The sequence below is a fragment of the Tritonibacter multivorans genome, assembly GCF_001458415.1.
GTDB classification, from domain to species: Bacteria; Pseudomonadota; Alphaproteobacteria; order Rhodobacterales; family Rhodobacteraceae; genus Epibacterium; species Epibacterium multivorans.
In genome coordinates this window covers 217,502-241,209 of sequence record NZ_CYSD01000012.1, presented here as the reverse complement: position 1 = coordinate 241,209, position 23,708 = coordinate 217,502, and the positions used below count along the sequence as shown (strand labels likewise).

Here is a 23,708-nt window from a genome sequence, read left to right as displayed (position 1 = left end):
AGGCGCAGCCAAAAGGGGATTAGAACATCCCCATGGCTTTAAGGTAGTTCTCCTCGGCCATTTGTGCGCGCATTGGAACCGGGCCCGGCGCGGTGCCGCTGTCGAGGTTCAAGAAAAACTTTGCCATATTGATGCTGCCGCCATTCAACTGGGTGATGTCCGCGTCGCCGATGCGGGCGTTCTCATTCACTGCAGAATTGGCCAGGCGGCTGCTTTCAAGGGACATTTCACGTTCAATATTGCGCGCCATTGTTTGGGGAGCGCCAGCCGCGAGCCCATTAAGGCGCGGGTTTTCGTTCAGCTCTCCATTGCGGGCAGAGGTCGCTGCGCGTGCCGAGGCGTAGCCATCTGTGTGGCCGTTGAGCATACGATAAACACCAACCTGACTGATCGACATGGACATGATCTTTTCCTCGTTTGAACTATCCTTAAGGAAAGTTTTACAAAATATAGATCGGGTTTGGAATTATAGAAATTTTAACGATTGGCGCGAAAAAGGATAGCTTCCTATGCACACGTATAGGGTGTTTAATACTTTTGTATGGGAAAATTTGGTTAATTTATATTAGCAAATTTGACCAATGTTTGGCAATTGAAAATTTTAAATGTTTCCGCTTCGTTTTCGCGGAGTCGGATAGAATCAATGCTCGCGAATTGTTCTCGCGGCGCCAGCGCCAAAGCGGTTGGTTCTGGTGGGATATGATGGGCAGAGCTTGGCCGCGAAGCCACTTTTGGCCAGCGGGGTCGATCCGGCCGTTCTGCGCCTGCCAGTACCTAAGCCGCCCTTGGGCAAAGGGTGGCAGGATGCGCAGGCTGGCGCTCAGAAAAAGTTCTTAGCACCCATATAGCGGCGGCTGGCTTCGCGTTCGGAGGTTGCGAAACGATCTTTGCTCGAAGAAAGGACGACATAGGCTGCAGGTTCCACAGTCGGAGCTGACTTTTGTGGTTTGGCGGCGGTCGCGCGCAGTTTTGGGTCGGCGGGAACTTCCACCGGGAACTGGCTTCGGTTTGCAGTTTGGCGCAGCTGCTCTAACGCTTTTTCCAGCGACTGGATGGATGCTGGATGTGCGCCGACCGGCAGGTGCGGCTGGTCCTTCTCCTCGACTGTCGGCTCGGTGGACATGGAAACATCCTTTTCAGGGCAATGACTATCGGAACTCGCAATCATTGTTGGCGATTATGCCTAACGCTTCCCTAACCACAGGTGGTGAGTCGGGCCTGAACCCACGCAGTTTCGTCAATCATGCGAAAAAAAACACAGGGAAACACAGGGGAACGGGGCCGTCCCGGCGATTTCGGCTCTGCTGTCGGGACAGGCGTCAGGGGCTGAGTGGGGGTGGACATAATATATGTGCGGCTGTGGCCGGGGCGGTTTGATTGCCGCGTTTCCTTTCCGGCGAAATTCGGCTAGTCCTGCGAAACACTGATCTGATCGTCCGGAAAAAAGCCCGAAGGATGCCAAAGCCATGATTGCGCGTTACGATGGCTACATGCTGCGCCAGCTGATCGCCATGTGGGGGTTTTTCACTCTCGTTTTGGCGGGCGTGTTTTGGATTTCGCGGTCGATTGGGCTGTTTTCGACGCTTCTGGCTGGGGGGCATTCCCCTTGGGTGTTCTTTGAGCTGACCGCCTTTACCTTGCCGACCCTGGTGCGCACGGTGATGCCAATGGCGGTGTTTGCGGCGGTGGTCTACGTTACCAACCGGCTGCGGCGAGAGAGTGAACTGGTGGTCTTGCAGGCCATTGGCACCAGCCCGCTGCGCCTGGCCAGACCCATCCTGTATTTCGCGCTGCTGAGCTCGGTGATGATCGGGGCCATTACGCTCTATCTTCGCCCCGAGTCCATCGCGGCCTATGACCGCCGCGAGGCAGAGCTCGAACAGGATGTGGCCGCCAAACTGTTGCGCGAGGGGACGTTTCTGCATCCGATGGACTCGGTGGTGTTATATTTTGGCGAGGTGAACTCCGACAGCACTTTGCGGGATGTCTTCCTGTCCGATCGCCGCAATCCGGATCAGACCCTGACCTATACCGCGTCTGAGGCCTATCTGGTGCCGCAAGACGACGAACTTTATGTTGTCATGGTCAATGGTATGGCGGCGCGGTATTCGACCCAGACCGAGGCCCTGTCGGTCACCTGGTTCGAAGACTTCACTTTTGATGTTTCGAGTTTCGGCCGCTTTGATGAAACCGCAGAGCGCGGACTGCGGTCTCTGCCCACGTGGCAGCTGATGTCCCAGCGTGCGCAACTTGCCGCGACGGGGCGCTTCACCGAAGGTCAAATGGCCGAAGAGCTGCAGGAACGGCTGTCCTGGATCGGGATCTGTGCAACCGTTGCAATGGTCGGCTTTGCCGCGCTTTTGATGGGCGCACATTCGCGGTTCGGGCTTTGGGCGCAAATTGGCATTTCCTTTGTTGTGCTGATCGGGCTGGAGGGGGCGCGGGGTGCTGCGGGCAAGATGGTTGGCGAAGATCCCTCCATGTGGTGGGCTTATCATGCGCCCACAGCCATTGGCTTTGCCTTGTCGTTGGTGTTCCTGCATTTCGCCGGACGCCCTTTGCGTCGCCCGAACACAGGCAACTGATCGGGGTGTCGTTTCCTTTGTAAACTTGTGTGGCAATATTCATCTGACTGTCGTTTAGCCGTCACGAAGTCGCAATAATGCGACTCTACTCATCGACCAACCTCCTCCGCTTGTGCGGCGTTCTATGCTGGTTCTCCGGGATCCCAAAGGCACCGGCAAGGTGGCGTGCTTCACAACGGTTGGAGCCCAGACTTGGCCGACGGGAAGAGCGTATGATGCAAGCAGACGCAGGGTTCATAAAGCGCAGCAGTCAGTTGCCGGTGGTGACAATCATCAGCCCCATGCACAATGAGGCCGAAAATGTTGCGGCCCTGATTTCCGAGATCGAAGCCATTCGTCCCGCGCTGCCTCAGAGCGAAGTCATCCTTGTGGATGACGGGTCCCGTGACAAAACAGCAGAGCTTATCGTTGAACATCAGCAAAGCCGTCCTTGGTTGCGTCTGTTGCAGCATGCTGTGGCGGGCGGACAATCTGCGGCCGTCCATTCCGGCGTGCGCGCCGCGCGCGGGCAGATCATCTGTACGCTAGATGGGGACTTGCAAAACCCGCCCGCTGAAATTCCAAAAATGTGTGCGCCCCTTCTGGATGCCAGCGCCGCCGAAACCCTTGGGTTGGTGGCAGGCCAGCGGGCGCGTCGGCAGGATACGCTGTCAAAACGACTGGCGTCGCGCTTTGCCAATCGGTTGCGCGCTTGGGTCCTGAAGGATGCCACCCGCGACACGGGCTGCGGTCTGAAGGCGTTTCGCCGCGAGGCATTTCTGGATCTGCCTTTCTTCAATCACATGCATCGCTATTTGCCGGCATTGTTTGCGCGTGCGGGCTGGGAGGTGACGCATGTGGATGTCGCGCATCGGGAACGCAGCGGGGGGGTGTCGAAATACACCAACCTGCAACGAGCGTTGGTGGGCGCGTCGGATCTTCTTGGGGTGGCCTGGCTGATTGCCCGCGCCAAAACCGCGCGGGCGCAGGAAATTGTCGCGCCGCGCGCCAGCAACAGCAAGGCGGCAGAGTGATGGACAAGGTTCTGGCTTTCTTTCAGGTTCATTCCACCGCAGAGCTGGTCTGGGTCGGGATTGGCCTGTGCGCGCAGTTGATGTTTTCCATGCGGTTCATTCTGCAATGGTGGGCGTCCGAAAAAGAAGGGCGTTCGGTCGTTCCGGAAACCTTTTGGTGGTTCTCGATCTTTGGTGGGCTGACATTGTTTGCCTATGCGTTGCACCGGGGCGACCCTGTCTTCCTGCTCGGGCAATCGCTGGGCGTGGTGATCTATGCGCGGAACCTCTGGCTGATCTACGCCGAGAAGCGATGCTTGGCGCAGGAGGCGTGACGCAGCCCTATGACCGAGCTGACCTCGCCGCTTCAATTGTCCTCTAACACAGTGTGGCGGCGTGATCCGCGCTGGCTTGTCTTTGTCGGGGTCGGCTTCATCACGGCCCTGCGTATTCTCGCGCTTGCGATTTCGGACGCCGATCTGTTTGTCGATGAGGCGCAATATTGGCTGTGGGGGCAAGAGCTTGACTGGGGATACTATTCCAAGCCGCCGCTTATTGGCTGGCTGATCCGGGCGGTCACCGATCTGGCTGCCAGTGATGCAGAGTTCTGGGTGCGATTGCCGGGACCAATCCTGCATGGGGTGACAGCCCTTTTGCTGATGGGCGCTGCCCAAGAGGTGCTGCCGCGCGCGCAAGCCGCCGTGGTGGCGCTGACCTATGTGACCTTGCCCCTGGTGGCTGTGGGCTCTGTTTTGATTTCGACCGATAGCGTTCTTCTGCCATTTTGGGCGGCCGCGCTGTGGCTTTGGCTGCGGCAGGTTCCACAGCCAAGCGCCGCTTTGGCGCTGTTGATGGGGCTTTGCCTTGGGCTTGGCATGATGAGCAAATATGCGGCCCTCTATTTCTTTGTCTGTGGCGCTTTGGTCTGGATATGCCTGCCGCAAGCCCGCCTGAAGCTGTCACATTTGCTGATCGCATTTGCAGGTTTTGGCGTGGCGATCGCGCCGAATGTGATCTGGAACATCACGCATGACCTGCAAACCCTGCACCACACAGCCGACAATGTGGACTGGGTGCAGCCGGGTAAATCCCCCGAGCTGAATTTTGACAAACTGCTTGAATTCTCCCTCGCGCAATTGGCTGTGATGGGGCCGGTGCTGTTTCTGGCCTATCTTGCTGCGGTTGTTCAGGGGTTCTGGCGGGGTGGTCCCTTGGCGCGATGGCTCATCGGGTTTTCGTTGCCGGTGCTTGCAATTGTGTGTGTGCAGGCATTGTTGTCCAAAGCTTTTGCCAATTGGGCGGCAATGACCTATCCGGCCGGCGTTGTTCTGGTGGTTCTCTACCTCTGGGATCAGGCGCGCTGGATCTTGTGGGCTGGCATAGCGGTAAACCTTGCCCTGTGCCTTGCTGTTGGGGTTGCGGCCACACAAGTGACCCGCTGGGAGCGCGGGGGCGGGCTGCTGCTCGACCGGTATACGGGTCGGGCCGTAATGGCCGAGGCAGTTGAAAAAACGGCCCACGACAATGGTCTGTCCACAATCGTGGCCTCCAGTCGCCATGTGCTGGCGGATCTTTATTACTATGGCCGGGACAGCGGGCTTCAGGTTTACGCAGCGCCCTACAAAGGACCGACGCCGCATTATTACGCGCAGAAACATAAGCTGCCGATGGGGCTGTCGGGGGATGTTTTGTTCATTGCACATGCAGATCACGCGCCATGTGACGAGGCCCGACTGATCCACTTTCTGCCGCCGCAGGACGGAGCCTACAACGACCAGAATCTTGCTTTCTTTGTCCTGCCTAGCCGGTGTCTGGAGGACCGAAAATGACGCAACCCCTTCTGTGGATCTGGCTGATCGCCGCGCTGTTGTTTGCGGTTGCCCCCGGTTTGGACCTGGCTGTGGCGGCCTTGTTTTTTGATGCCCAACGTGGCGTGTTTCCGACCGACCTTTTGCCGGCCCTTCAAACGCTGCGCGAGCTCATCTGGAATCTGTTTCACCTTGTGGCGCTGGTGCCGCTGATCTTCGGGATTCAGGCGCTGTACACCAAAGCGCCGCTGCGTATTCCAGGCCGTTTCTGGGGCTATTGTGTCACCCTTGTCGTGCTGGGTCCGGTTGCTTTGGTCAATCTTGGCCTGAAGTCCAACTGGGGGCGGGCCCGCCCGGCCGAGGTGGCAGAGTTCGGCGGAACATCGACCTTTACCCCGGCGCTGCAATGGGCAGATCAATGCAGCAACAACTGTTCTTTTGTTTCGGGTGAGGCATCGGCGGCGGCGGTGGCGGCCATTCTGGCAGGCTTGATGCTTTGGAATGTGGTGCCTCCGGCGCGCCGCCGGGTGCTGCTTGTGGTGCTTGTGACCTTTGTGGCGGTGGCATCGATCATGCGGGTGATGAAGGGGCGCCATTTCCTGTCTGACGTTGTCTGGGCGTGGATTTTCATGGGGACTTTGGCGCAGGTATTGGCGCGTGCCTTCAATCTGGGTCCGGCTGTGCAGCGGGTGACCTGGGCGGCGTTGCGCACGGATGCACGCAGCTTTTGGCGCGACATCCGAAAAACCGGGCAGCTCTGGCTGCGTATGCTGCGTCTGAGCTGGCACAGGCTGACTTTGTTGAGCCGCTATATGCGCAAAGGGGACATGCGAAATGTTTGATTTTCCACCCGCCGCAGAGGTTCACCCGCGCATTGAGCCAGAGAAAGACAAGTGTTTCAGCGCTCGCCTGCGATGGCTTGTCTTACGTGCGATGCGCCACTTTGGACTGATGGTCGTCCTTGGGGTCATTATGGTGTGTGTCATGCTGGGCGGCGCGCGCGACGTCGAGAAGCTGGGCGACAACCTGCAGATTGCTCTGCCCCTGACCGGGCTTGCCTGTGCGACGGCCGAAGGGCGCGGCGTGCAGTATTTTGGGCGTTTCCTTTTGCTTGAGGTCGGCATTCATTCGTCAAAGAACCTGCTGGGGGATCAACCGATCAATTTAAGGCCCAGCGGTGGCAACCGTGGCTTTCCGTCAGGGCACACGTCAGCGGCCGCTTTTGGGGCCACAGCCCTGGTTCAAGGGTGCCTGCGGTCGAACAAAAGCGCGCAGGCTGCAGTGGTGATCGCGGCCGGATTTGTCGGCACCACACGGATCGAACACAATGCGCACTCGGCTTTGCAAGTGCTGGCAGGGGCTGTGTTGGGGTTTGTGGTGCAGGCCGCATCCCTTGTGGCGTTTGATCGCGCCTTTGGTCGGTTTTGGCGCGGTTGCGCCATCGGCTTGGGTTGGCTCGGCGCACGCGCTGTGATGGCCGTCCGGCACGTGCGATCATGGCGCGACAAGGGGATGCGGGTGTAGGCCTTGGCCTTTTGGCGGCAGAAAAACCGCACCCGGTCAGCGCATTTCATAGAGGGTCAAAGCAACTTCATCGCCACCGCCAATGGCGAATCCGGTCACCTGTCCCACGGGGGTCAGATCCCGTCCGATCTCTGTCGCAGCATTGTCAAACGCGGCCCGTTTGGGGGCGTCCACAAAGACCAGCGCACAGTCCGCACGGCTCAAACGTTCCACTGCCGAGGCCGCGTTGTGGTCAAAGGTGACGGGATGCGGGCTCAGCAGCATCAGCGATTCTTCCTGATAGCCCACAGATAGGACCAAGGGCGCAGTGCAGAGGTCTGCCGAGCGGATCTTCTGTGACAGCGCAACCGAGGGCCAAAGCGCAGGGGCACGGGCCAGGTGAGACCACAAGCTGGATGTCATCCCCAAGCTTAGCAAGGCAAGCGCCAGCACCGGAGCCAGCACCCGTCCACGCCCAATTGTGCGCCACATCAGCACAGCACCGGCCAGAGATAGCGCAACGCCAAAGATCCAGTAGCGGGTCGGGGACACCCCCATCTGATGTCCAAACCAGACAGAAGCCACAGGAAACACCGTGCCCAGCACCAGCAGCGCCGCGACACAGGTCTTCATGGTCCAGTGCAAAGGCGCTTTGGGGCGGGCCATCCACCCGGCCGCGCAAAGGGCTGCAAGGGCAGGGTAGGTGGGCAGAACATAATGGATCAGCTTGGTTGCGGTGAACTCGAACAGCAGCCAAGTGGGGATGATCCAGGCAAGGCAGAATATCACCTCGGGCGCGCGCCACTGGCGAAAGGCGAACCAGATCCCAAACGGCAGCAGGATCGAGGCGGGCCAGAAGGTGACCCACACCAGCCCCAGATAAAATCCAGGCGGGGCGCCATGGCTTTCTTGCCCTTCGCCGATTTTTGCCAAAAGGTCTTTGCCAAGGCTTTCCACCCAGAACGCGCCATCAGATTTGATCGTAATGGCAATGTACCAAGGCAACACCAAAGCGAGCAGCAGCAGCATACCGCGCCCGGCGCGCAGAGGTGCCAGCCAGCGCAGGCTGCGTTGTTGCGCACAAAGCACCAGCGCTGTGCTGCCCACAACCAACAGCCCAATCGGCCCTTTTATCAAAACCGAGACCGCCAATGCGGCCCAGAACCCATAGGCCAGTCCCGCGCGCAGCATCCGGTCCAGCCAGAGCCGTGCCAGCACATATTGGCAAGCGAGTATAGTCGCCAGCAGGGTCATGTCGGTCTTGGCCAGACGTGTTTCAGCGCCAAAAACAAAACAGCTGGCCAGCATTACAGCCGCCCCTAACGCCTGTGGTGCGCCCATCAGCGTCAAGGTGATCAGATAAGTCAGCAGCACCGCGACAACAGCGCTCAGGGCCGAGGGCAGGCGGTAGGCCCAGATGTCGTGCAGATGCTCTGGCCCCAACAGCGAAAGGCTGGCGCTTTGCAGCCAGTAGATGCCGATGGGCTTCTTATAGCGGGTGCCCTCTCCGAGCCGGATATCGATGAAATCTCCGGTTTCAACCATCTGCCGCGAGGCCTGCGAAAACCGGGTTTCGTCGCGGTCAATCGGGGGGAGGTCAAAGAAACCGGGCAGGCTCATCAGCAGGGTGAGCAGCACCAGAAACAGCATGACCCAGGCGCGCGGGCCGTTGGACAAACGGGTCAAAAGCGCGTCAAACTTCTGCATCGGTGATCCTGTTGGTGGTCGTCTGATCTGTCTTAACCGCAGGATATGACGCCCCTAAGACGGATCAGGCTTTTGGGTGCGCGCGGTTGTAGATTTCCATCAAATGCGCAGTGTCCACTGCTGTATAGGCCTGCGTGGTAGAGAGGGATGCGTGACCCAGAAGTTCCTGAATAGCACGCAGATCGCCCCCTGCCTCCAGCAGATGGGTGGCAAAGCTGTGGCGCATGGCGTGTGGTGTGGCAGTGTCGGGCAGCCCCAGTTGCGCCCGTGCGGCCTGCATCGCGGTGCGGATTGCGCCGGGATTCAGCGCCCCGCCACGCACGCCCCGAAACAGCGCTGTATCAGCGGTCAGCGGATGCGGGCAAAGCTTGCGATAGCGTTCCACCGCCGCGCGCGCCACCGGCAGCACCGGCACCATGCGTTCCTTTTCGCCCTTGCCCGTGATCCGCAGAACCTCTGGGAGGGGCGCATCTTGGCCACGCAGCCCCAGCGCCTCGGAAATGCGCAGCCCGCAGCCGTACAAAAGGGTGACCACAGCCACATCGCGGGCAGAAACCCAGTCTTTGGCGGATTGCAACTCGACCGTTTCAATCATTGCCTTGGCCGCATCGGGCGCCAATGGGCGGGGCAGTTTTTTCTGAAACTTCGGCGCGCGGGTCGACAGGACGGCGGTGGGCTCATAACCTTCGCGTTCGGCCAGCCAGCCATAGAACCGCTTGACGGCGGACAGTTTGCGCGCAAGGGATCGCGCCCCGGTGCCGCCATTGCGCAGCTCTGCCATCCAGGCGCGCATATCAGCGGTGGCAATGTCGGACAGCGCACCAAGCCCCTGAGGTTCGCCGAAATGCAATGTCATAAAGCCGAGGAAATCCGTGACATCCCCGCGATAGGCGGCAACGGTATTTTCTGCCACATCTTCCAGCGCAGCAAGGGTTTCGAGCCAACGCTGCAGCGCGTCGCGGGCCGCAGGGGATATGGCGGCCGCGCGGGGTGTCATGACAGCCAGCGCCGCAGGCAGCGCTCGAACACCCCACCAAAGAAGCCCAGCAGATCCGTGCCGTGTTGGGTGGTGAATTGGTATTCATCCCGCGACCCCAGCACCAGCAATGCGGGCAGGCGGCCGGTGCCAAGATCCAGCCGCAAGCAGGCCTCGGATTGGATATCAGCTGCCGCCGCCCCAAAGACGCGTGTGCTGCCGCCGTCGATCTGGCGCAGCAGGACGGGGCGTTCGCTGGCACGGCCGCGTTCGTCGGACAGGTATTCGTTGCAGAAACCTTCCGCGCAGATCTTCAGCACATCGCTCATGGATGTCACCGAAGATGCGCCATCAGCCTCGGCGCTTTCCAGCACCAGCGCCAGCGCGTCAACGCGCAGGATTTCGGGTAGATCACCGCGCAACGCCGCGAGAAAGGCGTTGAAATCAACAGGGTCCAGTAGGCGCAGCACGGCGCGCTGGATCTGGTTTGTCCCGGCCAAATTCTCGTAAGCCGCTGCAATCACCGAACGATGCGTGTCTTCAAGCCGGTCCAGTCGGGCTTCGAGTCGCTCCATTGCCAGACCACGCATATCAATCACATTGGCCCCCATTGCGCGTTCGTTTGCGCCCACCAGCGCGCGCATCACCGCCTGATCTTCAAGAATGACCTCGGGTGCGGAGAGAATCTTCTCGCGGGCATCATCTGCCAAAGGCAGGGCAGTGGGGGACTTTGTGCTCATGGGCCTCTACTCGACTGCGAGGTGTCTCGCGTTCTGATGGGCCGGTGCGCGGCCTCGGTTTGTCCAAGTCTTTATGCCCCACATGGGGCTTGGGGATCAATCGTCTTGAGGCGACTGTGGCGTTTCCCGCAGGAAGCCTGCGGCTTCTTCCGGAAAGTCGTCGCGCCAGGCCTCATTGTAGATCCAGGCTTTGCGTTCCAGGTATTCTGGCTCGTCCGAGAGGGCCGCAATCCGCGCGCGGTGGGCCGCTACGCAGGCATCATGCAGGCGGCGTGTTTCCGGCACAGCCAGCAATGCGTCATATTCGTCCTGCATCCGGTCCCGCATCCGGGTCAGGTTCGAATTGGTCGCTTCCGAGAAGTTGCGTGTGCGCCAATAGCGGTTCGAGGCTTTCTTGTTGGCCACCACCACATCGCCGCGGTGCATTTTGACAAGGAAGCTTTCTAGCGATCGCAGCGGGAAGTGATCTAGGCTCACCAAATCATAGGTGCCGCGGCAGTCCCAGCCATTGTCGCCGGGCTCCTGCATCAGCTCTTGGCGCAGTTGGGCCGAGCCGTCGCGCCATAGCACTGTGCCCAGACTTGGGTACATATCGGGGCGGTGATTGCGGATGCGGCTGACCCGTGGCGACATGCGCACCAGAGATTTCACCCCACGCTGGGCGCGTTTATTGCCAGGGGTCTCGGTCTGATGGGCGGGAAACAGCGCCGTCACGTGACCTTCCTGATAGCGGTTCTGCCCATTGCAGCCGTGGTTCAGCTCGCTGATCGACAGGACGTCAAAATCTCCCGCAGCTTTGATCAGGGCCGCCAGCGTGCCATCGCCCACGCGGACATTTACAAATTCGTCTACGTCCATCGACAGCACGTAATCGGCGGCCTCAAACTCCGGCAGGAAATGGGTATACTGCAGGGCGACGGGCTGGAAATTGGTCGCTGTCACCGCAAGGGCCGGGTTGGGCATATGGCGCAGCAGACCGCGGCGGGCCAGGTGATCCAGCAGGCGGTCGGTCCCATCGGTGCAACCATTTGTGTAGACAACGAAATCGGTGACCCCAATCGCACGATGCCAAGCCAGCCATTCCAGAATGAACGGGCCTTCGTTCTTCATGCAGGTGGGCAGAAGGATGCGCAGGGGCGCGCTGCTTTCGGACCGTTCGGCGCGGTAGCGTCGGCGGGGCATAATGTCTTCGATGTCGCGTTCGGCCCCGGTTTCGGCGCCGGTTGGAATGCGATCAAACAGGCGCAATGCGCCATCAGGCGTGATCGCATGATTGGGCAGGAACCCCAGTTCCGCGAGACGGTCGACAATCACTCGCATACCGTCCTGCCCATAGACCTCGGGGTGCAGTTTCAGCACGATTTGGCGCAGACCGGACAGATCGGCCCCTTGCCAGAGATCCAGCTCACCGCCTTCGATATCACAAAACAGCACGGTTGGGTGGTGGTCAGCCAGAAGGTCCCCCAAAGAGACGCTTGGCACCTCTGCCACGGCATCATGAGGCCGGTCATCCGGGGCGGCGCTGCTGGACCAGAAATTCGGGCGGATATAGAAGGGGGCGACGGGGCCCGTTGCAGACGCGTCTTTGTTCACAACAGCGGCCTGTATCAGGTTCGGCGTGGTGACGTTGTTCAGGTGCCAAACTTTGCGGATCAGCCGTGTCAGGCGGCGATCAGCCTCAATGGTCAGCACGTCAATGTCTCGCAGGGTCTGTGCCACCGCAGCAGAGACAATACCAAGGCCTCCGCCTAAGTCCAAAAGTCGGTCGCCGGGTTTCAGAACGGACAGCAGCAGATCAACCTCGCCCTTGCCATAGCGGCCCCGGCGCAGCGGTTTTTCGATTTTCGGCGTGATGATCTCGGGCACGAAGGGCACACGAAGCCCATGCACTTCGATCGTATCGGTATAGTCTACCATTTGTCCTGTCACCCGCCTTGTGTCGCACCTGTTTCGGTGCTGTGCGCAAATTGATGCATTCATGCTGCGGCGACAATAAGGCGCGTTAACGGAAAAGAAAAACGCCCCCGCATGGTGCGGAGGCGTCACAGAATTTGGATCCTTCAGCTGCGCTTACAGGATCTTGATGTCTGCCGCTGCGATGTCTTTCAGGAAGGCATCCAGACCTTTGTCTGTCAGCGGGTGGTTGACCATTGCTTTGATCACAGCGGGCGGAGCGGTGATCACATCCGCGCCAATGCGCGCAGAGTCGAGCACGTGGTTCACGGTGCGGATGGAAGCCGCCAGAATCTCGGTCTCGAAACCATAGTTGTCATAGACGGTGCGGATGTCTTCGATCAGCTCCATGCCATCAAGGTTGATGTCGTCCAGACGACCAATGAACGGAGAGATGAAGGTCGCGCCCGCTTTGGCTGCCAGCAGCGCCTGGTTGGCCGAGAAGCACAGGGTTACGTTCACCTTGTGGCCCGCGTCGGTCAGGGTCTTACAAGCTTTCAGGCCGTCCCAGGTCAGCGGCACTTTGACGGTGATGTTGTCCGCGATTTCCAGCAGCTTGCGGCCTTCGGCGATCATGGTTTCTGCGTCGGTCGCGGTCACTTCTGCGGACACCGGGCCGTCGACCAGCGCGCAGATCTCTTTGGTGACGTCAATAATGTCACGGCCGGACTTCTTGATGATCGAAGGGTTGGTGGTCACACCGTCAACCATGCCAAGGTCGTTCAGCTCGGCAATGGCGTCGATATCTGCGGTGTCTACGAAGAATTTCATGGGCTTTGGTCCTCTGGATGGCTTGGCCTCAGTGCGCCTTGCCTTTACCTGATAGGAAGGCTGACGGAAAGTACGAAACAGTGGGATGCCCGCCACGGGAATTCTGTGGGCTTCCTGCGGGGTTTCCGCGGCGGACATAGCATATGTTAGCGGAAACATATAACGAAAACATGGCAAGGATCCCAAGCGTAGAATGACTGCAACACCCGAATCTCCTGAGTTCTTTCCCTCAGGCGCCCGCGTGGCGGTGCTGACCACAGAGCCGCTCGATCGCTTTTTGGATTACAAAGCGCCCGAAGACGGCTGTTTTCTGGGCGCCTTTGTCGAGGTGCCGCTTGGCCCGCGCAAAGTGATCGGTGTTGTCTGGGGGCCGGGGGCTGGGGATTTCGACTTTGCCAAACTGCGCCGCGTGATCCGGGTGCTGGACCTTGCGCCGATGCGCGGCGAGATGCGCGAATTTCTGACCCGCGCTGGGGCCTATACGTTAACGCCCCTGTCGATGATGCTGCGGCTTGCCACTCGCGCGCCGGGGCTGGCCGATCCGCCATCGATGCGCAAGGTGCTGCGCCGGGGCAGCTCTGATCCTGATCGCATGACCGATGCGCGCGCCCGTGTTCTGGACGTGATGGATGAATTCGAAGGGTCGTCCTTTACCCCCAAGGAACTGTCCGATCTTGCCGGTGTGACCCCGTCGGTGGTCAAAGGGCTGGTGAAGCAAGGCGCCATAGCCGAAGTCGAAGCCCCCCGCGACAGTGCCTTTCCGACGCTGGACCCGACCCTGCCCGGTAAGACCCTGTCCGAGGATCAGGCCGCCGCAGCAGCGGCGCTGGAAGAAGGCGTGATGTCCGGCAAATACGGCACCACGCTTTTGAAAGGTGTAACCGGCTCGGGTAAGACAGAGGTCTATCTAGAAGCCGTCGCCGCCTGTTTGAAAAAGGGCCGTCAGGCGTTGGTGCTGTTGCCAGAAATTGCCCTGACCGCAGAGTTTCTGAAACGGGTCGAGGCGCGCTTTGGCGCGCTGCCTGCCGAATGGCATTCGGGCGTCACCATGACCGAACGCCGCCGGGTCTGGCGCATGGTGGGGCAGGGGGGCGCACAGCTGGTGATTGGCGCGCGCTCGGCGCTGTTTCTGCCCTACCGCGATCTCGGCCTGATCATCATCGATGAAGAACATGACACGTCATATAAGCAAGACGAAGGCGTCCTTTACAATGCCCGTGATCTGGCAGTGTGGCGGGCCTCGCTGAATTCGGCGCAGGTGGTGCTGGCGTCGGCCACACCTTCGCTCGAGACCTGGGTCAATGCAGAAGCCGGGAAATATCGCCGTCTGGATCTGAAATCACGCTTTGGTGCCTCGGTCCTGCCGACCATGAAGGCGGTGGACATGCGAAACGAGGAACTGCTGCCCTCCACCTGGATTTCCCCGACGTTGAAGCAGGCGATCAAACTGCGGCTGGAACGCGGGGAACAGTCGCTGCTGTTTCTGAACCGCCGCGGCTTTGCCCCTGTCACCATTTGCCGGGCTTGCGGGACGCAGGTCTCCTGCGATCATTGTGATGCGCGCATGGTCGAACACCGGTTTATGAACCAGCTGTTGTGCCACCAATGCGGGGCGACAAAGCCGGTGCCAAAGGAATGCCCCTCCTGTGGGGTCGAAGGCAAAATGGCCCCCGTCGGCCCCGGCATCGAACGTCTGGCCGAAGAGGCGGCGGCCCTGTTCCCCGACGCTCGGATTGCGGTGCTGAGTTCCGACCTGTTCGGATCGGCCCGCGCGCTGAAAGCCCGGATCGAGGAGATCGGAAAAGGCGAAGCCGATATTATCCTTGGCACCCAGCTGGTGGCCAAGGGGCACAACTTCCCGCTGCTGACGCTGGTCGGGGTGATTGATGCGGATCTTGGCCTGCAGGGATCGGATCTGCGGGCGGGGGAACGGACTTTCCAGTTGATGCGCCAGGTCGCAGGCCGTGCAGGCCGCGCCGAACGTCAGGGCGAAGCGCTGATGCAGAGCTTCCAGCCCGAGCACCCGGTGATCCGTGCGATCCTGTCTGGCGATGAGGAGGAGTTCTGGCGTGCCGAGGCGCAGCAGCGACAAGAGGCAGGCGTGCCCCCCTACGGACGCATGGCGGGGATTATCCTGTCGGGCACAGATCTGGCGCAGGTTTTTGATCTGGGCAATGCGCTTGCCCGCAACGATCGCCCGCTGCGGGAGATCAACGCAATGGTCTATGGCCCAGCCCCCGCGCCGATCGCCCGTGTGCGCGGGCGCCACCGGGTCAGGCTGTTGATCAAGGCCGCCAAAGGTGCGCCGCTTCAAGAGGCGATTTCGCGTTGGATTGCACCGGCGCGATTGGCGGGCGATCTGCGCCTGAACGTTGATATCGATCCGCAGAATTTCTTCTAGCGCTTGAGGAGCATCATCCCAGCGCTTCAGGGGTTTCGCTTCGGGCTTCGCCCGAAGCGACCGGCGCCGCGCGCGCCCCGCAGGGGCGCGCGCGGCGCTATGCCCAACGGCCGCCCGAGTGCCCGAAGGGGGCTTGGACGGCGGGCGGGAGAGCCTGCGATTGCGGCGTGACCTCTGCACGAACGCAGGGCGTCTGTGCGCCCCTGCGGGTGATTTGGTACAATTCTTTTCTCGCGCCGTGGCTTTTGCAGGCGTAAAGGAAACTCATGTTCACCCCCATCGCCCTTGATCAGGCCCGCTTCTTGCCGCTCTGGCGGCGTCCTGTGACGCTTCTGTTTCTCATGGCCATTGCCATGCCGATTGCGTTTTCGACTTGGCTGGCCCTGCTGAATAACTTCGTGATCGAAGTGGCGGGCTTTGATGGGGCGGACATCGGGCTTTTGCATTCCGTACGCGAGATCCCGGGTTTTCTGGCCGTGGGGGTTATTGCTCTCATCATCTTTATTCGTGAACAGGTCTTGGGGCTGATTTCGCTCGCGCTCCTTGGGGTGGCCACAGCCGTGACTGCGATGTTCCCGTCGTTGGGCGGGATTCTGATGATCACGCTCCTCAGCTCCATTGGCTTTCACTACTACGAGACCGTGAACCAGTCGCTGCAGCTGCAGTGGCTGAAAAAAGACGAAGCCCCCAAGGTGCTGGGCTGGCTGGTGGCGGCTGGATCGGCTGCGACGCTGGTGGTCTACGGGCTGATTGTGCTGCTGTGGGAGCCTTTGTCGCTGACCTATAATCTGGTGTTCCTGTTGACCGGCGGCATCTGCGCGGCGATTGCGCTGTTCTGTCTGTTTGCCGTGCCGCAGTTTGATGCGCCCACCCCGCAGACCAAATCCTTTGTGCTGCGCCGCCGTTACTGGCTTTACTACGCGTTGCAGTTCATGGCGGGGGCGCGCCGCCAGATCTTTGTGGTGTTCGCGGGCTTTATGATGGTCGAAAAGTTCGGCTTTGAGGTCCACCATTTGACCGGCCTTTATCTGCTGAACCTGCTGGTGAATATGGTGATTGCGCCTGTGCTGGGCCATGCGGTGGCCTTTTTCGGCGAACGCCGCACGCTGCTGTTTGAATATCTTGGCCTTGTGCTGGTCTTCACCGCCTATGGCGGGGTCTATTGGTTTGGTTGGGGCTTCGCCGTGGCGGCTGCGCTTTATGTGATCGACCATATCTTTTTCTCGCTGGCGCTGGCGCTGAAGACTTACTTCCAGAAGATCGCGGACCCGGCTGATATTGCGCCAACGGCGGCCGTGGCTTTCACCATCAATCACATTGCTGCGGTGTTCCTGCCGGTGCTTCTGGGCTTGTTGTGGGTGGCATCGCCGTCTTCCGTATTCGTATTGGCGGCCCTGATGGCGGGTGGGTCGTTTGCACTGGCGCTGTTGATCCCGCGCACCCCTGAACCGGGGAATGAAACGATTTTCCAAGGCTCGGCCGCGGCACAGGCCGCTGAATAGTCCGCTTTCGCTTGACCTGATCCGGGCAGCGGCGTAGGCGCGAGGCAAATTGATGTTGCCTGCGCTTGCGCCCTTATCCATTCAGGAGGCTCCCATGCCCACATTCACCGCTCTTACAACCCTCCCCGGAAAAGCCCAGGCCGAGGCGCTGGGCGATGCAATGGAAAACCTGATCCCCGAACCCACTGGCGTTGGTGTGTTCGAGATCGAAGACGGCTCTGGCCTGTGGGAAGTGGGCGGTTACTTCACCGAAGAACCCGATGTGGCGGGGCTGGCGCTGCTGGCCACCATCCATGACGCCAAACCTTTCGCCATTTCCGAGCTGCCGGAAACCGATTGGGTCGCCCATGTGAAACGCGAACTGGTGCCCGTAGAGGCTGGCCGTTTCTTTGTCTACGGCTCCCATGATGCCGACCAGCTGCCCGAGGGCAAAGTGCCGCTGCTGATCGAGGCCGCAATGGCCTTCGGCACCGGCCACCACGGCACCACGCTGGGTTGCCTCAAGGCGCTGGACCGTCTGATCGACGAAGGGTTCGTTGGCAACAAGGTGGCTGACATTGGCTGTGGCACCGCCGTGCTGGCGATGGCGGCTGCGCGCGTCTGGGACGGCACGTTCCTTGCCTCTGACATCGATCAGGTCGCTGTGGACGTGGCCGAAGCCAATCTGAGGGCCAACGGTATGGAAGGGGCTGTTCACTGCCTTGAAGCCGCGGGTTTTGATGCCCCGGCCCTGCAGGAAAACGCGCCTTATGATCTGATCTTTGCCAATATCCTCAAGGGCCCGCTGATCATGCTCAGCCCCGATGTGGCAGCCCATCTGCGCGACGCGGGCTATGCGATTCTGTCGGGTATTCTCAATGAACAGGCCGATGAGGTCGTTGAGGTTTATTCTCAAAATGGCATCAATGTTCACCACCGCGAGGAGATTGGTGAATGGACGACCCTTACTTTGGTGAAGAAATCGTAAGTAAAAGCGATTTATAGCGAATTTTCCTTAACTCCACTTGTCTGAACCCTAACCTAAGGTAGAGTTGGACTTGACCACTGGTGGGGGCCAGTTGGAGTTAAGGATATGAGCGATCAACGTGCGGACTTCCGCGGACGGTTGCGTTTAATTGAAAAACGTCATTCGGGCTATGCGCGCGATGGGTATACAGCGCGGTTGCGGTCGGATGGGCTTATTGAGGTCGTCCAGCAGCCCAAAGTGAAATCGCGCATCTCGGGGCGCTCGCTGCTGTTGTTCATTGCTGCGGCATTTCTGTTCAAGGGGCTGTTGATGGCCTCGCTCGGTTTTGACAGCTATGACGAACGTGTGGCGAAATTGGCCGATGGCACTCAGGTCGAAAAGGCCGGTGCCTTCTTGATGCAGGCTGACCCGGTGTCCACCCTGGTTGCCCAGAAGCTGGGGCCGCTGCTGCCCTGATTTCGGATGGATCTCCGAAGATGTGAGCCGTGCCTGAAAAGGCGCGGCTTTTTCTTTGCCGCAACAGGGGGGGCAGAGCCGACCGTCAGGCACGAAAAAACCGCATCCTCACAAAGGAGAATGCGGTCAAGATGCGCCGCGCAGGGAGGGCCACGGCGGGGAGGGAAATGTGGCGATTACATCGCCTGCAGATCGTCGCGTGTCAGGCCGATGTCGTTCAGTTCACGCTCGGTCAGACCGGAAAGGGCCTTGCGGGTCGCGCGGGTGTCGCTCCATGCGGCAACGGCGGCCTCAGCTTGGGCCAGAAGAGCGCCGATACGGCCAGTCAAGCCGGTGGCGCCAAATGCGGGGCGGTTGGTTTCGATTGCAGCCATATCCACGTTCCTCTTTTTTCAAACGGGTCAAAATTTCATCGCAACACCTAATGTGTTTGCGTATTGCGGCATTTAGGATGGGAGGGCGACCTGAGCAATGGGGATTTTTGCAAGTGTCCCATGATCAGTGTGCATAGCTAAATCGCCTTAAAAATAAGGGCGATTTACATATTAAGCCGGTTTTGCGCCAACTGTTCCAAAAGCGACTTGGCGCAAAAAGGAAAGTGTCGCTTTCTGCTTAAAATTTGCGCGCGAAAGTTAAGGGGCGGCCGAAGCCAATTTGACATGTTCGCCTTTTGTGCTAGAGCGGAAGCAGCAGCAAAGACAAAAAATCTGGTTTTTTCCCCGCGTCATTTTGAATGCGCCTGAGAAAACATAGACCACTGACAGCAAAGCACCGGGCAGTTACGGGCAGAACGGCGAGAACAAAATGCGAATATTGGGAATCGACCCGGGGCTTCGGACCCTCGGCTGGGGTGTCATCGAATCAAATGGCTCGCGGTTGTCCCATGTGGCCAATGGCCATTGCACCTCGGATGGCGATGATCTGGGCGAGCGGCTTTTGTCATTGCACAATCAGGTCACCGAAATCATCGAAGCCTACGCGCCCGATCAGGCCGCGATCGAACAGACCTTTGTGAACAAAGATGGCGCGGGCACCCTGAAACTGGGGCAGGCGCGCGGTGTGGCGCTGCTGACGCTGGCCAAGGCCGGCCTGCCGGTGGGCGAATATGCTCCGAACCGGGTAAAGAAAACAGTGGTGGGCGTCGGCCACGCTGAAAAAGAGCAGGTCCTTCACATGGTGAAACTGCAGCTGCCCGGTTGCGAGCCCAAAGGGCCGGACGCTGCAGATGCGCTGGCGATTGCAATCTGTCATGCCTATTACGGTGGAACGCAACAGCGGCAACTGAAGGAGAAACGCGCATGATCGGTAAGCTGACAGGTCGTCTGGATTACAAGGCGCTGGATCACGTGCTGATCGACGTGCGCGGCGTGGGCTATATTGTCTATCTCTCGGACCGCACCATGGCAACCCTGCCGCCGGTGGGCGAGGGGGTGTCGCTGTATACCGATATGGTCGTCCGCGAAGACCTGATGCAGCTGTTTGGTTTTACTTCATTGGTGGAAAAAGAATGGCATCGCCTGCTGACATCGGTCCAAGGCGTGGGCGCAAAGGTGTCGCTCGCGATCCTCGGCACGCTGGGGCCTGATGGGGTCAGCCGCGCCATTGCGCTGGGGGATTGGGCTAGCGTGAAGGCCGCCAAAGGGGTTGGACCCAAAACCGCGCAGCGCATTGTGCTGGACCTCAAGGACAAGGCCCCCGGCGTTATGGCCATGGGCGGCACGGTGACCGAAGCGATGGAGGGGCCGGATCTGGATGTGATCGAGGCCGCGGATCCTGCGCCCAAGCCGACAAAGAAAACCGCGCCCAAGAAGCCGTCTGGCGCAGCTGCGGCCTCTGCGGGGGCGCTTTCGGCGCTGGGGAATTTGGGCTATGGGCCGTCAGATGCGGCCGCCGCCGTGGCCGAGGCGGCGGGCGACAACCCGGATGCAAATGAAGCCGAACTGATCCGCGCCGCCCTGCGCCTTCTGGCGCCGAAGGGCTAAGCGATGATCGACAGCGACCCCACATTGCGCCCCGACCCGCTGCCCGAAGATGGCGGCAGTGACAATGACCGCGCCCTGCGCCCGCAGGAGCTGGGTGATTTTATCGGCCAGGCCGAGGCCCGCGCCAACCTGCGTGTCTTTATCGAAAGCGCCCGCCGCCGGGCAGAGGCCATGGACCACACGCTGTTTCATGGCCCGCCCGGTCTGGGGAAAACCACCCTGGCGCAGATTGTCGCACGCGAACTGGGTGTGAATTTCCGCATGACCTCGGGGCCTGTTCTGGCCAAGGCGGGCGATCTGGCGGCGATCTTGACCAACCTCGAGGCACGCGATGTGCTGTTCATCGACGAGATCCACCGCCTGAACCCTGCCGTGGAAGAAGTGCTCTATCCCGCGATGGAGGATTTCGAGCTGGATCTGGTGATCGGCGAAGGCCCGGCTGCGCGCACCGTTCGGATTGAATTGCAGCCCTTTACGCTGGTTGGCGCGACAACACGTATGGGGCTGTTGACCACACCGCTGCGCGACCGGTTCGGCATTCCGACCCGGCTGCAATTCTATACTGAGGACGAGCTGTTCCAGATCGTCAGCCGCAACGCCCGCAAACTGGGCGCGCCAGCGGATGACGCCGGCGCCCGAGAGATCGCGCGGCGCGCGCGCGGCACCCCAAGGATCGCAGGACGGCTCTTGCGCCGCGTGGTGGACTTCGCGGTGGTGGAGGGCGATGGAAAGATCACCCAGGAACTGGCCGATGGGGCCCTTACACGGCTTGGCGTGGATCAGCTAGGGCTTGATGGGGCCGACCGGCGTTATCTGGCGTTGATTGCCGAAAACTACGGCGGTGGTCCGGTGGGGATCGAGACGATTTCGGCAGCCCTCTCGGAAAGCCGCGATGCGCTGGAAGAGGTGATCGAACCCTACCTTCTGCAACAGGGCCTGATCCAGCGGACCCCGCGCGGGCGGATGCTGGCCGCCAAGGCCTGGGCGCATCTGGGGATCGCACCACCGCGCAGCCAGAGCGATTTGTTTACTTAAAGGGGGCTGGCATGGCCGATATTGAGGACCTCGCCGATCTGGCAGAGCGGATCTCTGCCATATATGCTGAACGCTTTGGCATTGACCGCGACGCCACATGGTATCTGGGCAAAATGACCGAGGAGCTGGGCGAAGTCACATCCGCCTACCTCAAGCTGCAAGGACAGGGGCGAGGCACGGGAACCCGCGCGGATCTGGAGGATGAGGTTGCCGATCTTTTGGGCTTTGTGCTGCTCTTTGCCCGGTGGCAGGGGATTGACGCCGGCGCCGCGCTGGAGCGGAAATGGGGCGCTTACCTGGCCTCTGATCAATAGGCGATGTGCGTTCCAGCCCTATCAGGCCTTCTGCTGGCGTCGGGGCAGGGTATTGAGGGGTGTTGGCTGACCTCACGACCCTTCTATGCCTCCCTCTTGCCCCGGCGGCCGTTGCGCGGCATTAAGCGCCCAAGACTGCCCCAAAGACCCGCAGGAGCCTTGCATGTCCAGCACCGTGAACCTCACGCCCGAGCAAATCACCCGCCTGTTTACCCGCCCGGATGGGGGCTATGCCTTTGCCCGCTGGGGCCGTCCGATTGCACCGATCGTGTTCGGTGTCGAGGACGAGACGCTGGCTGTGGTCAAAGGCGCCATTGAGGCGGTGGCGACATTGGCAGGGCATCAGATGGCGGAAACCGACCCGGAGCTTGGGTCAAACCTGATGTTTTTCTTCTTCCGCGAGTGGGAAGAGCTGCTGACGGTGCCGGATCTGGACCGGATGATCCCAGAGCTTCCAACCCTTGTGCCGCGTCTGTCAGAGGCTGACGCGAGTCAGTACCGGGCCTTTCGTTTCGACGATCAGGGCGCCATTCAGGCAGCTTTTGTTTTCCTCCGGATGAAGGGTCCGATGGCGGAGCTGCCTGCGGAAACCCTGGCGTTGACGCAAGCGGTGCAAATCATGCTGATGTGGGGCGAAGCGGCCTTTGCAGACACCTCGCCGCTGGCGGTTCTGCCTGACACCGGTGCAACCATTCTGCGCCCCGAGATCGCTGGCGTGATTGCGGCGGCCTATGACCGGATGATGCCACCCTCGGCCGATGATGCCAGCCATGCGCTGCGTCTGTTCGCGCGCCTGCAGGCCCCTGTGACGCCGGAGGTCGAGCAATGACACATGAATTCCCGGTCACCGTTTATTACGAAGACACAGATATGGGCGGGATTGTCTATCACGCCAATTACCTGCGTTTCATTGAACGCGCCCGCAGCGCATGGGTGCGCGAGCTGGGCGTCGACCAGAACGCCATGCGCGAAAGCGGCCATGTCTTTGTCGTGGTGCGGATCGAGGCAGACTACAAAGCGCCTGCAAAATTTGACGACCAGCTGACCGTTCTGACCGAGGTCGAAAGCGTCGCGGCTGTTAAGCTGATCCTGAACCAGCGGGTGATGCGCGGCGACCAAGAGCTGTTTGCAGCCAAAGTGATCATTGTCGGCATGGATACCAACACCGAACGGGCGGCAAAGCTTCCGGCAGAAGTTCGCGCATTGCGTTAACTTTTTCCTGCTCACGCGGTGTTTTCTTGGCAAGAGGGTCCAAATTGGGCTAGCGTCCGGGCAAACAAGCCGTGAACCACGCGGCGCGGAACAAAGAGCAGGCAGATGGAAGCAGAAACTCTGGCATTGGCGCAGGAGATCGATTTCTCCATGTGGGGGCTGTTCGCGCGGGCGACGCTCACGGTGAAGCTGGTGATGATCATCCTTGTGGGGGCCTCGGCCTGGTCATGGGCGATTATTATCCAAAAACTTCTGACCTATCGGTCGGCGCGCAGCGAAGCAGCGCAGTTTGACCGCTCCTTCTGGTCCGGCAATCCGCTGGACGAGCTGTTTGACCAAATCGGACCCGAACCTGCGGGGCACTCTGAACGTATTTTTGCCGCCGGCATGACCGAATGGCGCCGCAGCCATCGCACCGACGGCATGCTGATCCCCGGCGCGCAGGCGCGAATTGACCGGTCGATGGATGTGGCCATTGCCAAAGAAGGCGAAGGCCTGCAAAGCGGTCTGCAGGTGCTTGCAACCATCGGGTCTACCGCGCCGTTTATCGGTCTGTTTGGGACCGTTTGGGGCATTATGAATGCCTTTATTGAAATCGCCGAGGCACAGAATACCAACCTCGCCGTGGTGGCGCCGGGCATTGCCGAGGCGCTTCTGGCCACAGGTCTGGGCCTGCTGGCGGCGATCCCGGCGGTGATCTTTTACAACAAGCTCAGCGCGGACAGTGACCGGATCATTGGCGGCTATGAAGCCTTTGCTGATGAGTTTGCCACCATTTTCTCGCGCCAGCTGGACGGCTGATCG

At 60.2% G+C, this 23,708-nt stretch carries 25 protein-coding genes; 17 read left to right on the top strand and 8 right to left on the bottom strand.

All coding sequences use genetic code 11. The annotated features are described in order from the left end of the window. Window positions 1-19: 19 nt before the first annotated feature. Entirely contained in the window at window positions 20-403 is a 384-nt protein-coding gene (locus TRM7557_RS02440) for a hypothetical protein (RefSeq protein WP_074941868.1), read from the bottom strand. A gap of 417 nt (window positions 404-820) precedes the next feature. Continuing rightward, on the bottom strand, window positions 821-1,123 hold the full coding sequence (locus TRM7557_RS02435; protein ID WP_058288614.1) for a hypothetical protein: 303 nt from the start codon (window positions 1,121-1,123) through the stop codon (window positions 821-823). 343 nt (window positions 1,124-1,466) lie between these two features. On the opposite strand from TRM7557_RS02435, the gene lptF reads away from it, so the two are divergent. The 6 genes from lptF to TRM7557_RS02405 all read left to right on the top strand — a co-directional run bounded on the left by lptF (window position 1,467) and on the right by TRM7557_RS02405 (window position 6,909). Continuing rightward, window positions 1,467-2,585, top strand: coding sequence for an LPS export ABC transporter permease LptF (lptF, locus tag TRM7557_RS02430; protein WP_082626486.1), 1,119 nt, complete (start codon window positions 1,467-1,469; stop codon window positions 2,583-2,585). Window positions 2,586-2,797: 212 nt separating this feature from the next. Continuing rightward, window positions 2,798-3,598, top strand: coding sequence for a glycosyltransferase family 2 protein (locus TRM7557_RS02425; protein WP_235811377.1), 801 nt, complete (start codon window positions 2,798-2,800; stop codon window positions 3,596-3,598). Then, on the top strand, window positions 3,598-3,912 hold the full coding sequence (locus TRM7557_RS02420) for a lipid-A-disaccharide synthase N-terminal domain-containing protein (RefSeq protein WP_058288612.1): 315 nt from the start codon (window positions 3,598-3,600) through the stop codon (window positions 3,910-3,912). The genes TRM7557_RS02425 and TRM7557_RS02420 overlap by 1 nt, the downstream gene beginning before the upstream one ends. Before the next feature lie 9 nt (window positions 3,913-3,921). Beyond that, complete coding sequence (locus TRM7557_RS02415) at window positions 3,922-5,406, top strand: ArnT family glycosyltransferase (protein WP_058288611.1); 1,485 nt, start codon at window positions 3,922-3,924, stop codon at window positions 5,404-5,406. Then, window positions 5,403-6,227 (top strand): phosphatase PAP2 family protein, encoded by an 825-nt coding sequence (locus tag TRM7557_RS02410; protein ID WP_058288610.1) that lies wholly within the window; start codon window positions 5,403-5,405, stop codon window positions 6,225-6,227. The genes TRM7557_RS02415 and TRM7557_RS02410 overlap by 4 nt, the downstream gene beginning before the upstream one ends. Beyond that, complete coding sequence (locus tag TRM7557_RS02405; protein WP_058288609.1) at window positions 6,220-6,909, top strand: phosphatase PAP2 family protein; 690 nt, start codon at window positions 6,220-6,222, stop codon at window positions 6,907-6,909. The genes TRM7557_RS02410 and TRM7557_RS02405 overlap by 8 nt, the downstream gene beginning before the upstream one ends. Window positions 6,910-6,945: 36 nt before the next feature. On the opposite strand, the gene TRM7557_RS02400 is transcribed toward TRM7557_RS02405, so the two are convergent. The 5 genes from TRM7557_RS02400 to fsa all read right to left on the bottom strand — a co-directional run bounded on the left by TRM7557_RS02400 (window position 6,946) and on the right by fsa (window position 13,035). Further along, window positions 6,946-8,595 carry an ArnT family glycosyltransferase gene (locus TRM7557_RS02400; protein ID WP_058288608.1) on the bottom strand — a complete coding sequence of 550 codons (1,650 nt, stop codon included), beginning with the start codon at window positions 8,593-8,595 and terminating at the stop codon, window positions 6,946-6,948. 64 nt (window positions 8,596-8,659) lie between these two features. Then, window positions 8,660-9,592: a tyrosine recombinase XerC gene (locus tag TRM7557_RS02395; protein ID WP_058288607.1), complete on the bottom strand. Its 933-nt coding sequence runs from the start codon at window positions 9,590-9,592 to the stop codon at window positions 8,660-8,662. After that, window positions 9,589-10,311, bottom strand: a complete 723-nt coding sequence (locus TRM7557_RS02390; protein WP_058288606.1) for a DUF484 family protein — start codon at window positions 10,309-10,311, stop codon at window positions 9,589-9,591. The genes TRM7557_RS02395 and TRM7557_RS02390 overlap by 4 nt, the downstream gene beginning before the upstream one ends. Window positions 10,312-10,407: 96 nt before the next feature. Then, complete coding sequence (locus TRM7557_RS02385; protein WP_058288605.1) at window positions 10,408-12,228, bottom strand: FkbM family methyltransferase; 1,821 nt, start codon at window positions 12,226-12,228, stop codon at window positions 10,408-10,410. A gap of 153 nt (window positions 12,229-12,381) precedes the next feature. After that, on the bottom strand, window positions 12,382-13,035 hold the full coding sequence (fsa, locus tag TRM7557_RS02380) for a fructose-6-phosphate aldolase (protein WP_058288604.1): 654 nt from the start codon (window positions 13,033-13,035) through the stop codon (window positions 12,382-12,384). Between the two features lie 193 nt (window positions 13,036-13,228). Between fsa and TRM7557_RS02375 the strand changes: the two genes are divergently transcribed. The 4 genes from TRM7557_RS02375 to TRM7557_RS02360 all read left to right on the top strand — a co-directional run bounded on the left by TRM7557_RS02375 (window position 13,229) and on the right by TRM7557_RS02360 (window position 18,361). Then, window positions 13,229-15,436, top strand: coding sequence for a primosomal protein N' (locus TRM7557_RS02375; RefSeq protein WP_058288603.1), 2,208 nt, complete (start codon window positions 13,229-13,231; stop codon window positions 15,434-15,436). A 266-nt stretch (window positions 15,437-15,702) separates the two neighbouring features. Beyond that, window positions 15,703-16,938 carry an MFS transporter gene (locus tag TRM7557_RS02370; RefSeq protein ID WP_058288602.1) on the top strand — a complete coding sequence of 412 codons (1,236 nt, stop codon included), beginning with the start codon at window positions 15,703-15,705 and terminating at the stop codon, window positions 16,936-16,938. Between the two features lie 94 nt (window positions 16,939-17,032). Further along, window positions 17,033-17,905, top strand: coding sequence for a 50S ribosomal protein L11 methyltransferase (locus TRM7557_RS02365; protein WP_058288601.1), 873 nt, complete (start codon window positions 17,033-17,035; stop codon window positions 17,903-17,905). Between the two features lie 105 nt (window positions 17,906-18,010). Further along, complete coding sequence (locus tag TRM7557_RS02360) at window positions 18,011-18,361, top strand: hypothetical protein (RefSeq protein ID WP_058288600.1); 351 nt, start codon at window positions 18,011-18,013, stop codon at window positions 18,359-18,361. A 176-nt stretch (window positions 18,362-18,537) separates the two neighbouring features. On the opposite strand, the gene TRM7557_RS02355 is transcribed toward TRM7557_RS02360, so the two are convergent. Continuing rightward, the gene (locus tag TRM7557_RS02355) at window positions 18,538-18,735 is read right to left on the bottom strand and encodes a DUF1127 domain-containing protein (protein WP_058288599.1); all 198 of its coding nucleotides are present in this window, start codon (window positions 18,733-18,735) and stop codon (window positions 18,538-18,540) included. A gap of 430 nt (window positions 18,736-19,165) precedes the next feature. On the opposite strand from TRM7557_RS02355, the gene ruvC reads away from it, so the two are divergent. From ruvC to tolQ, 7 genes are all read left to right on the top strand, one after another. After that, a complete protein-coding gene (gene ruvC / locus TRM7557_RS02350; protein ID WP_058288598.1) occupies window positions 19,166-19,663 on the top strand; it encodes a crossover junction endodeoxyribonuclease RuvC in 498 nt (165 codons plus the stop codon). Next, window positions 19,660-20,343 (top strand): Holliday junction branch migration protein RuvA, encoded by a 684-nt coding sequence (ruvA, locus tag TRM7557_RS02345; protein WP_058288597.1) that lies wholly within the window; start codon window positions 19,660-19,662, stop codon window positions 20,341-20,343. Before ruvC ends, ruvA begins: the two co-directional genes overlap by 4 nt. A gap of 3 nt (window positions 20,344-20,346) precedes the next feature. Next, window positions 20,347-21,378 carry a Holliday junction branch migration DNA helicase RuvB gene (ruvB, locus tag TRM7557_RS02340; RefSeq protein ID WP_058288596.1) on the top strand — a complete coding sequence of 344 codons (1,032 nt, stop codon included), beginning with the start codon at window positions 20,347-20,349 and terminating at the stop codon, window positions 21,376-21,378. Window positions 21,379-21,389: 11 nt separating this feature from the next. Continuing rightward, window positions 21,390-21,692, top strand: coding sequence for a nucleoside triphosphate pyrophosphohydrolase family protein (locus tag TRM7557_RS02335; RefSeq protein WP_058288595.1), 303 nt, complete (start codon window positions 21,390-21,392; stop codon window positions 21,690-21,692). Between the two features lie 163 nt (window positions 21,693-21,855). Next, a complete protein-coding gene (locus tag TRM7557_RS02330) occupies window positions 21,856-22,521 on the top strand; it encodes a hypothetical protein (protein WP_058288594.1) in 666 nt (221 codons plus the stop codon). Continuing rightward, on the top strand, window positions 22,518-22,904 hold the full coding sequence (ybgC, locus tag TRM7557_RS02325; RefSeq protein ID WP_058288593.1) for a tol-pal system-associated acyl-CoA thioesterase: 387 nt from the start codon (window positions 22,518-22,520) through the stop codon (window positions 22,902-22,904). The genes TRM7557_RS02330 and ybgC overlap by 4 nt, the downstream gene beginning before the upstream one ends. 105 nt (window positions 22,905-23,009) lie before the next feature. Next, complete coding sequence (tolQ, locus tag TRM7557_RS02320) at window positions 23,010-23,705, top strand: protein TolQ (protein WP_058288592.1); 696 nt, start codon at window positions 23,010-23,012, stop codon at window positions 23,703-23,705. Window positions 23,706-23,708: the final 3 nt, after the last annotated feature.

Coding starts and splice junctions, on each gene's coding strand:
- TRM7557_RS02440 (WP_074941868.1), bottom strand. CDS start 403: ATGTCCATGTCGATCAGTCAGGTTGGTGTTTATCGTATGCTCAACGGC.
- TRM7557_RS02435 (WP_058288614.1), bottom strand. CDS start 1,123: ATGTCCACCGAGCCGACAGTCGAGGAGAAGGACCAGCCGCACCTGCCG.
- lptF (WP_082626486.1), top strand. CDS start 1,467: ATGATTGCGCGTTACGATGGCTACATGCTGCGCCAGCTGATCGCCATG.
- TRM7557_RS02425 (WP_235811377.1), top strand. CDS start 2,798: ATGATGCAAGCAGACGCAGGGTTCATAAAGCGCAGCAGTCAGTTGCCG.
- TRM7557_RS02420 (WP_058288612.1), top strand. CDS start 3,598: ATGGACAAGGTTCTGGCTTTCTTTCAGGTTCATTCCACCGCAGAGCTG.
- TRM7557_RS02415 (WP_058288611.1), top strand. CDS start 3,922: ATGACCGAGCTGACCTCGCCGCTTCAATTGTCCTCTAACACAGTGTGG.
- TRM7557_RS02410 (WP_058288610.1), top strand. CDS start 5,403: ATGACGCAACCCCTTCTGTGGATCTGGCTGATCGCCGCGCTGTTGTTT.
- TRM7557_RS02405 (WP_058288609.1), top strand. CDS start 6,220: ATGTTTGATTTTCCACCCGCCGCAGAGGTTCACCCGCGCATTGAGCCA.
- TRM7557_RS02400 (WP_058288608.1), bottom strand. CDS start 8,595: ATGCAGAAGTTTGACGCGCTTTTGACCCGTTTGTCCAACGGCCCGCGC.
- TRM7557_RS02395 (WP_058288607.1), bottom strand. CDS start 9,592: ATGACACCCCGCGCGGCCGCCATATCCCCTGCGGCCCGCGACGCGCTG.
- TRM7557_RS02390 (WP_058288606.1), bottom strand. CDS start 10,311: ATGAGCACAAAGTCCCCCACTGCCCTGCCTTTGGCAGATGATGCCCGC.
- TRM7557_RS02385 (WP_058288605.1), bottom strand. CDS start 12,228: ATGGTAGACTATACCGATACGATCGAAGTGCATGGGCTTCGTGTGCCC.
- fsa (WP_058288604.1), bottom strand. CDS start 13,035: ATGAAATTCTTCGTAGACACCGCAGATATCGACGCCATTGCCGAGCTG.
- TRM7557_RS02375 (WP_058288603.1), top strand. CDS start 13,229: ATGACTGCAACACCCGAATCTCCTGAGTTCTTTCCCTCAGGCGCCCGC.
- TRM7557_RS02370 (WP_058288602.1), top strand. CDS start 15,703: ATGTTCACCCCCATCGCCCTTGATCAGGCCCGCTTCTTGCCGCTCTGG.
- TRM7557_RS02365 (WP_058288601.1), top strand. CDS start 17,033: ATGCCCACATTCACCGCTCTTACAACCCTCCCCGGAAAAGCCCAGGCC.
- TRM7557_RS02360 (WP_058288600.1), top strand. CDS start 18,011: ATGAGCGATCAACGTGCGGACTTCCGCGGACGGTTGCGTTTAATTGAA.
- TRM7557_RS02355 (WP_058288599.1), bottom strand. CDS start 18,735: ATGGCTGCAATCGAAACCAACCGCCCCGCATTTGGCGCCACCGGCTTG.
- ruvC (WP_058288598.1), top strand. CDS start 19,166: ATGCGAATATTGGGAATCGACCCGGGGCTTCGGACCCTCGGCTGGGGT.
- ruvA (WP_058288597.1), top strand. CDS start 19,660: ATGATCGGTAAGCTGACAGGTCGTCTGGATTACAAGGCGCTGGATCAC.
- ruvB (WP_058288596.1), top strand. CDS start 20,347: ATGATCGACAGCGACCCCACATTGCGCCCCGACCCGCTGCCCGAAGAT.
- TRM7557_RS02335 (WP_058288595.1), top strand. CDS start 21,390: ATGGCCGATATTGAGGACCTCGCCGATCTGGCAGAGCGGATCTCTGCC.
- TRM7557_RS02330 (WP_058288594.1), top strand. CDS start 21,856: ATGTCCAGCACCGTGAACCTCACGCCCGAGCAAATCACCCGCCTGTTT.
- ybgC (WP_058288593.1), top strand. CDS start 22,518: ATGACACATGAATTCCCGGTCACCGTTTATTACGAAGACACAGATATG.
- tolQ (WP_058288592.1), top strand. CDS start 23,010: ATGGAAGCAGAAACTCTGGCATTGGCGCAGGAGATCGATTTCTCCATG.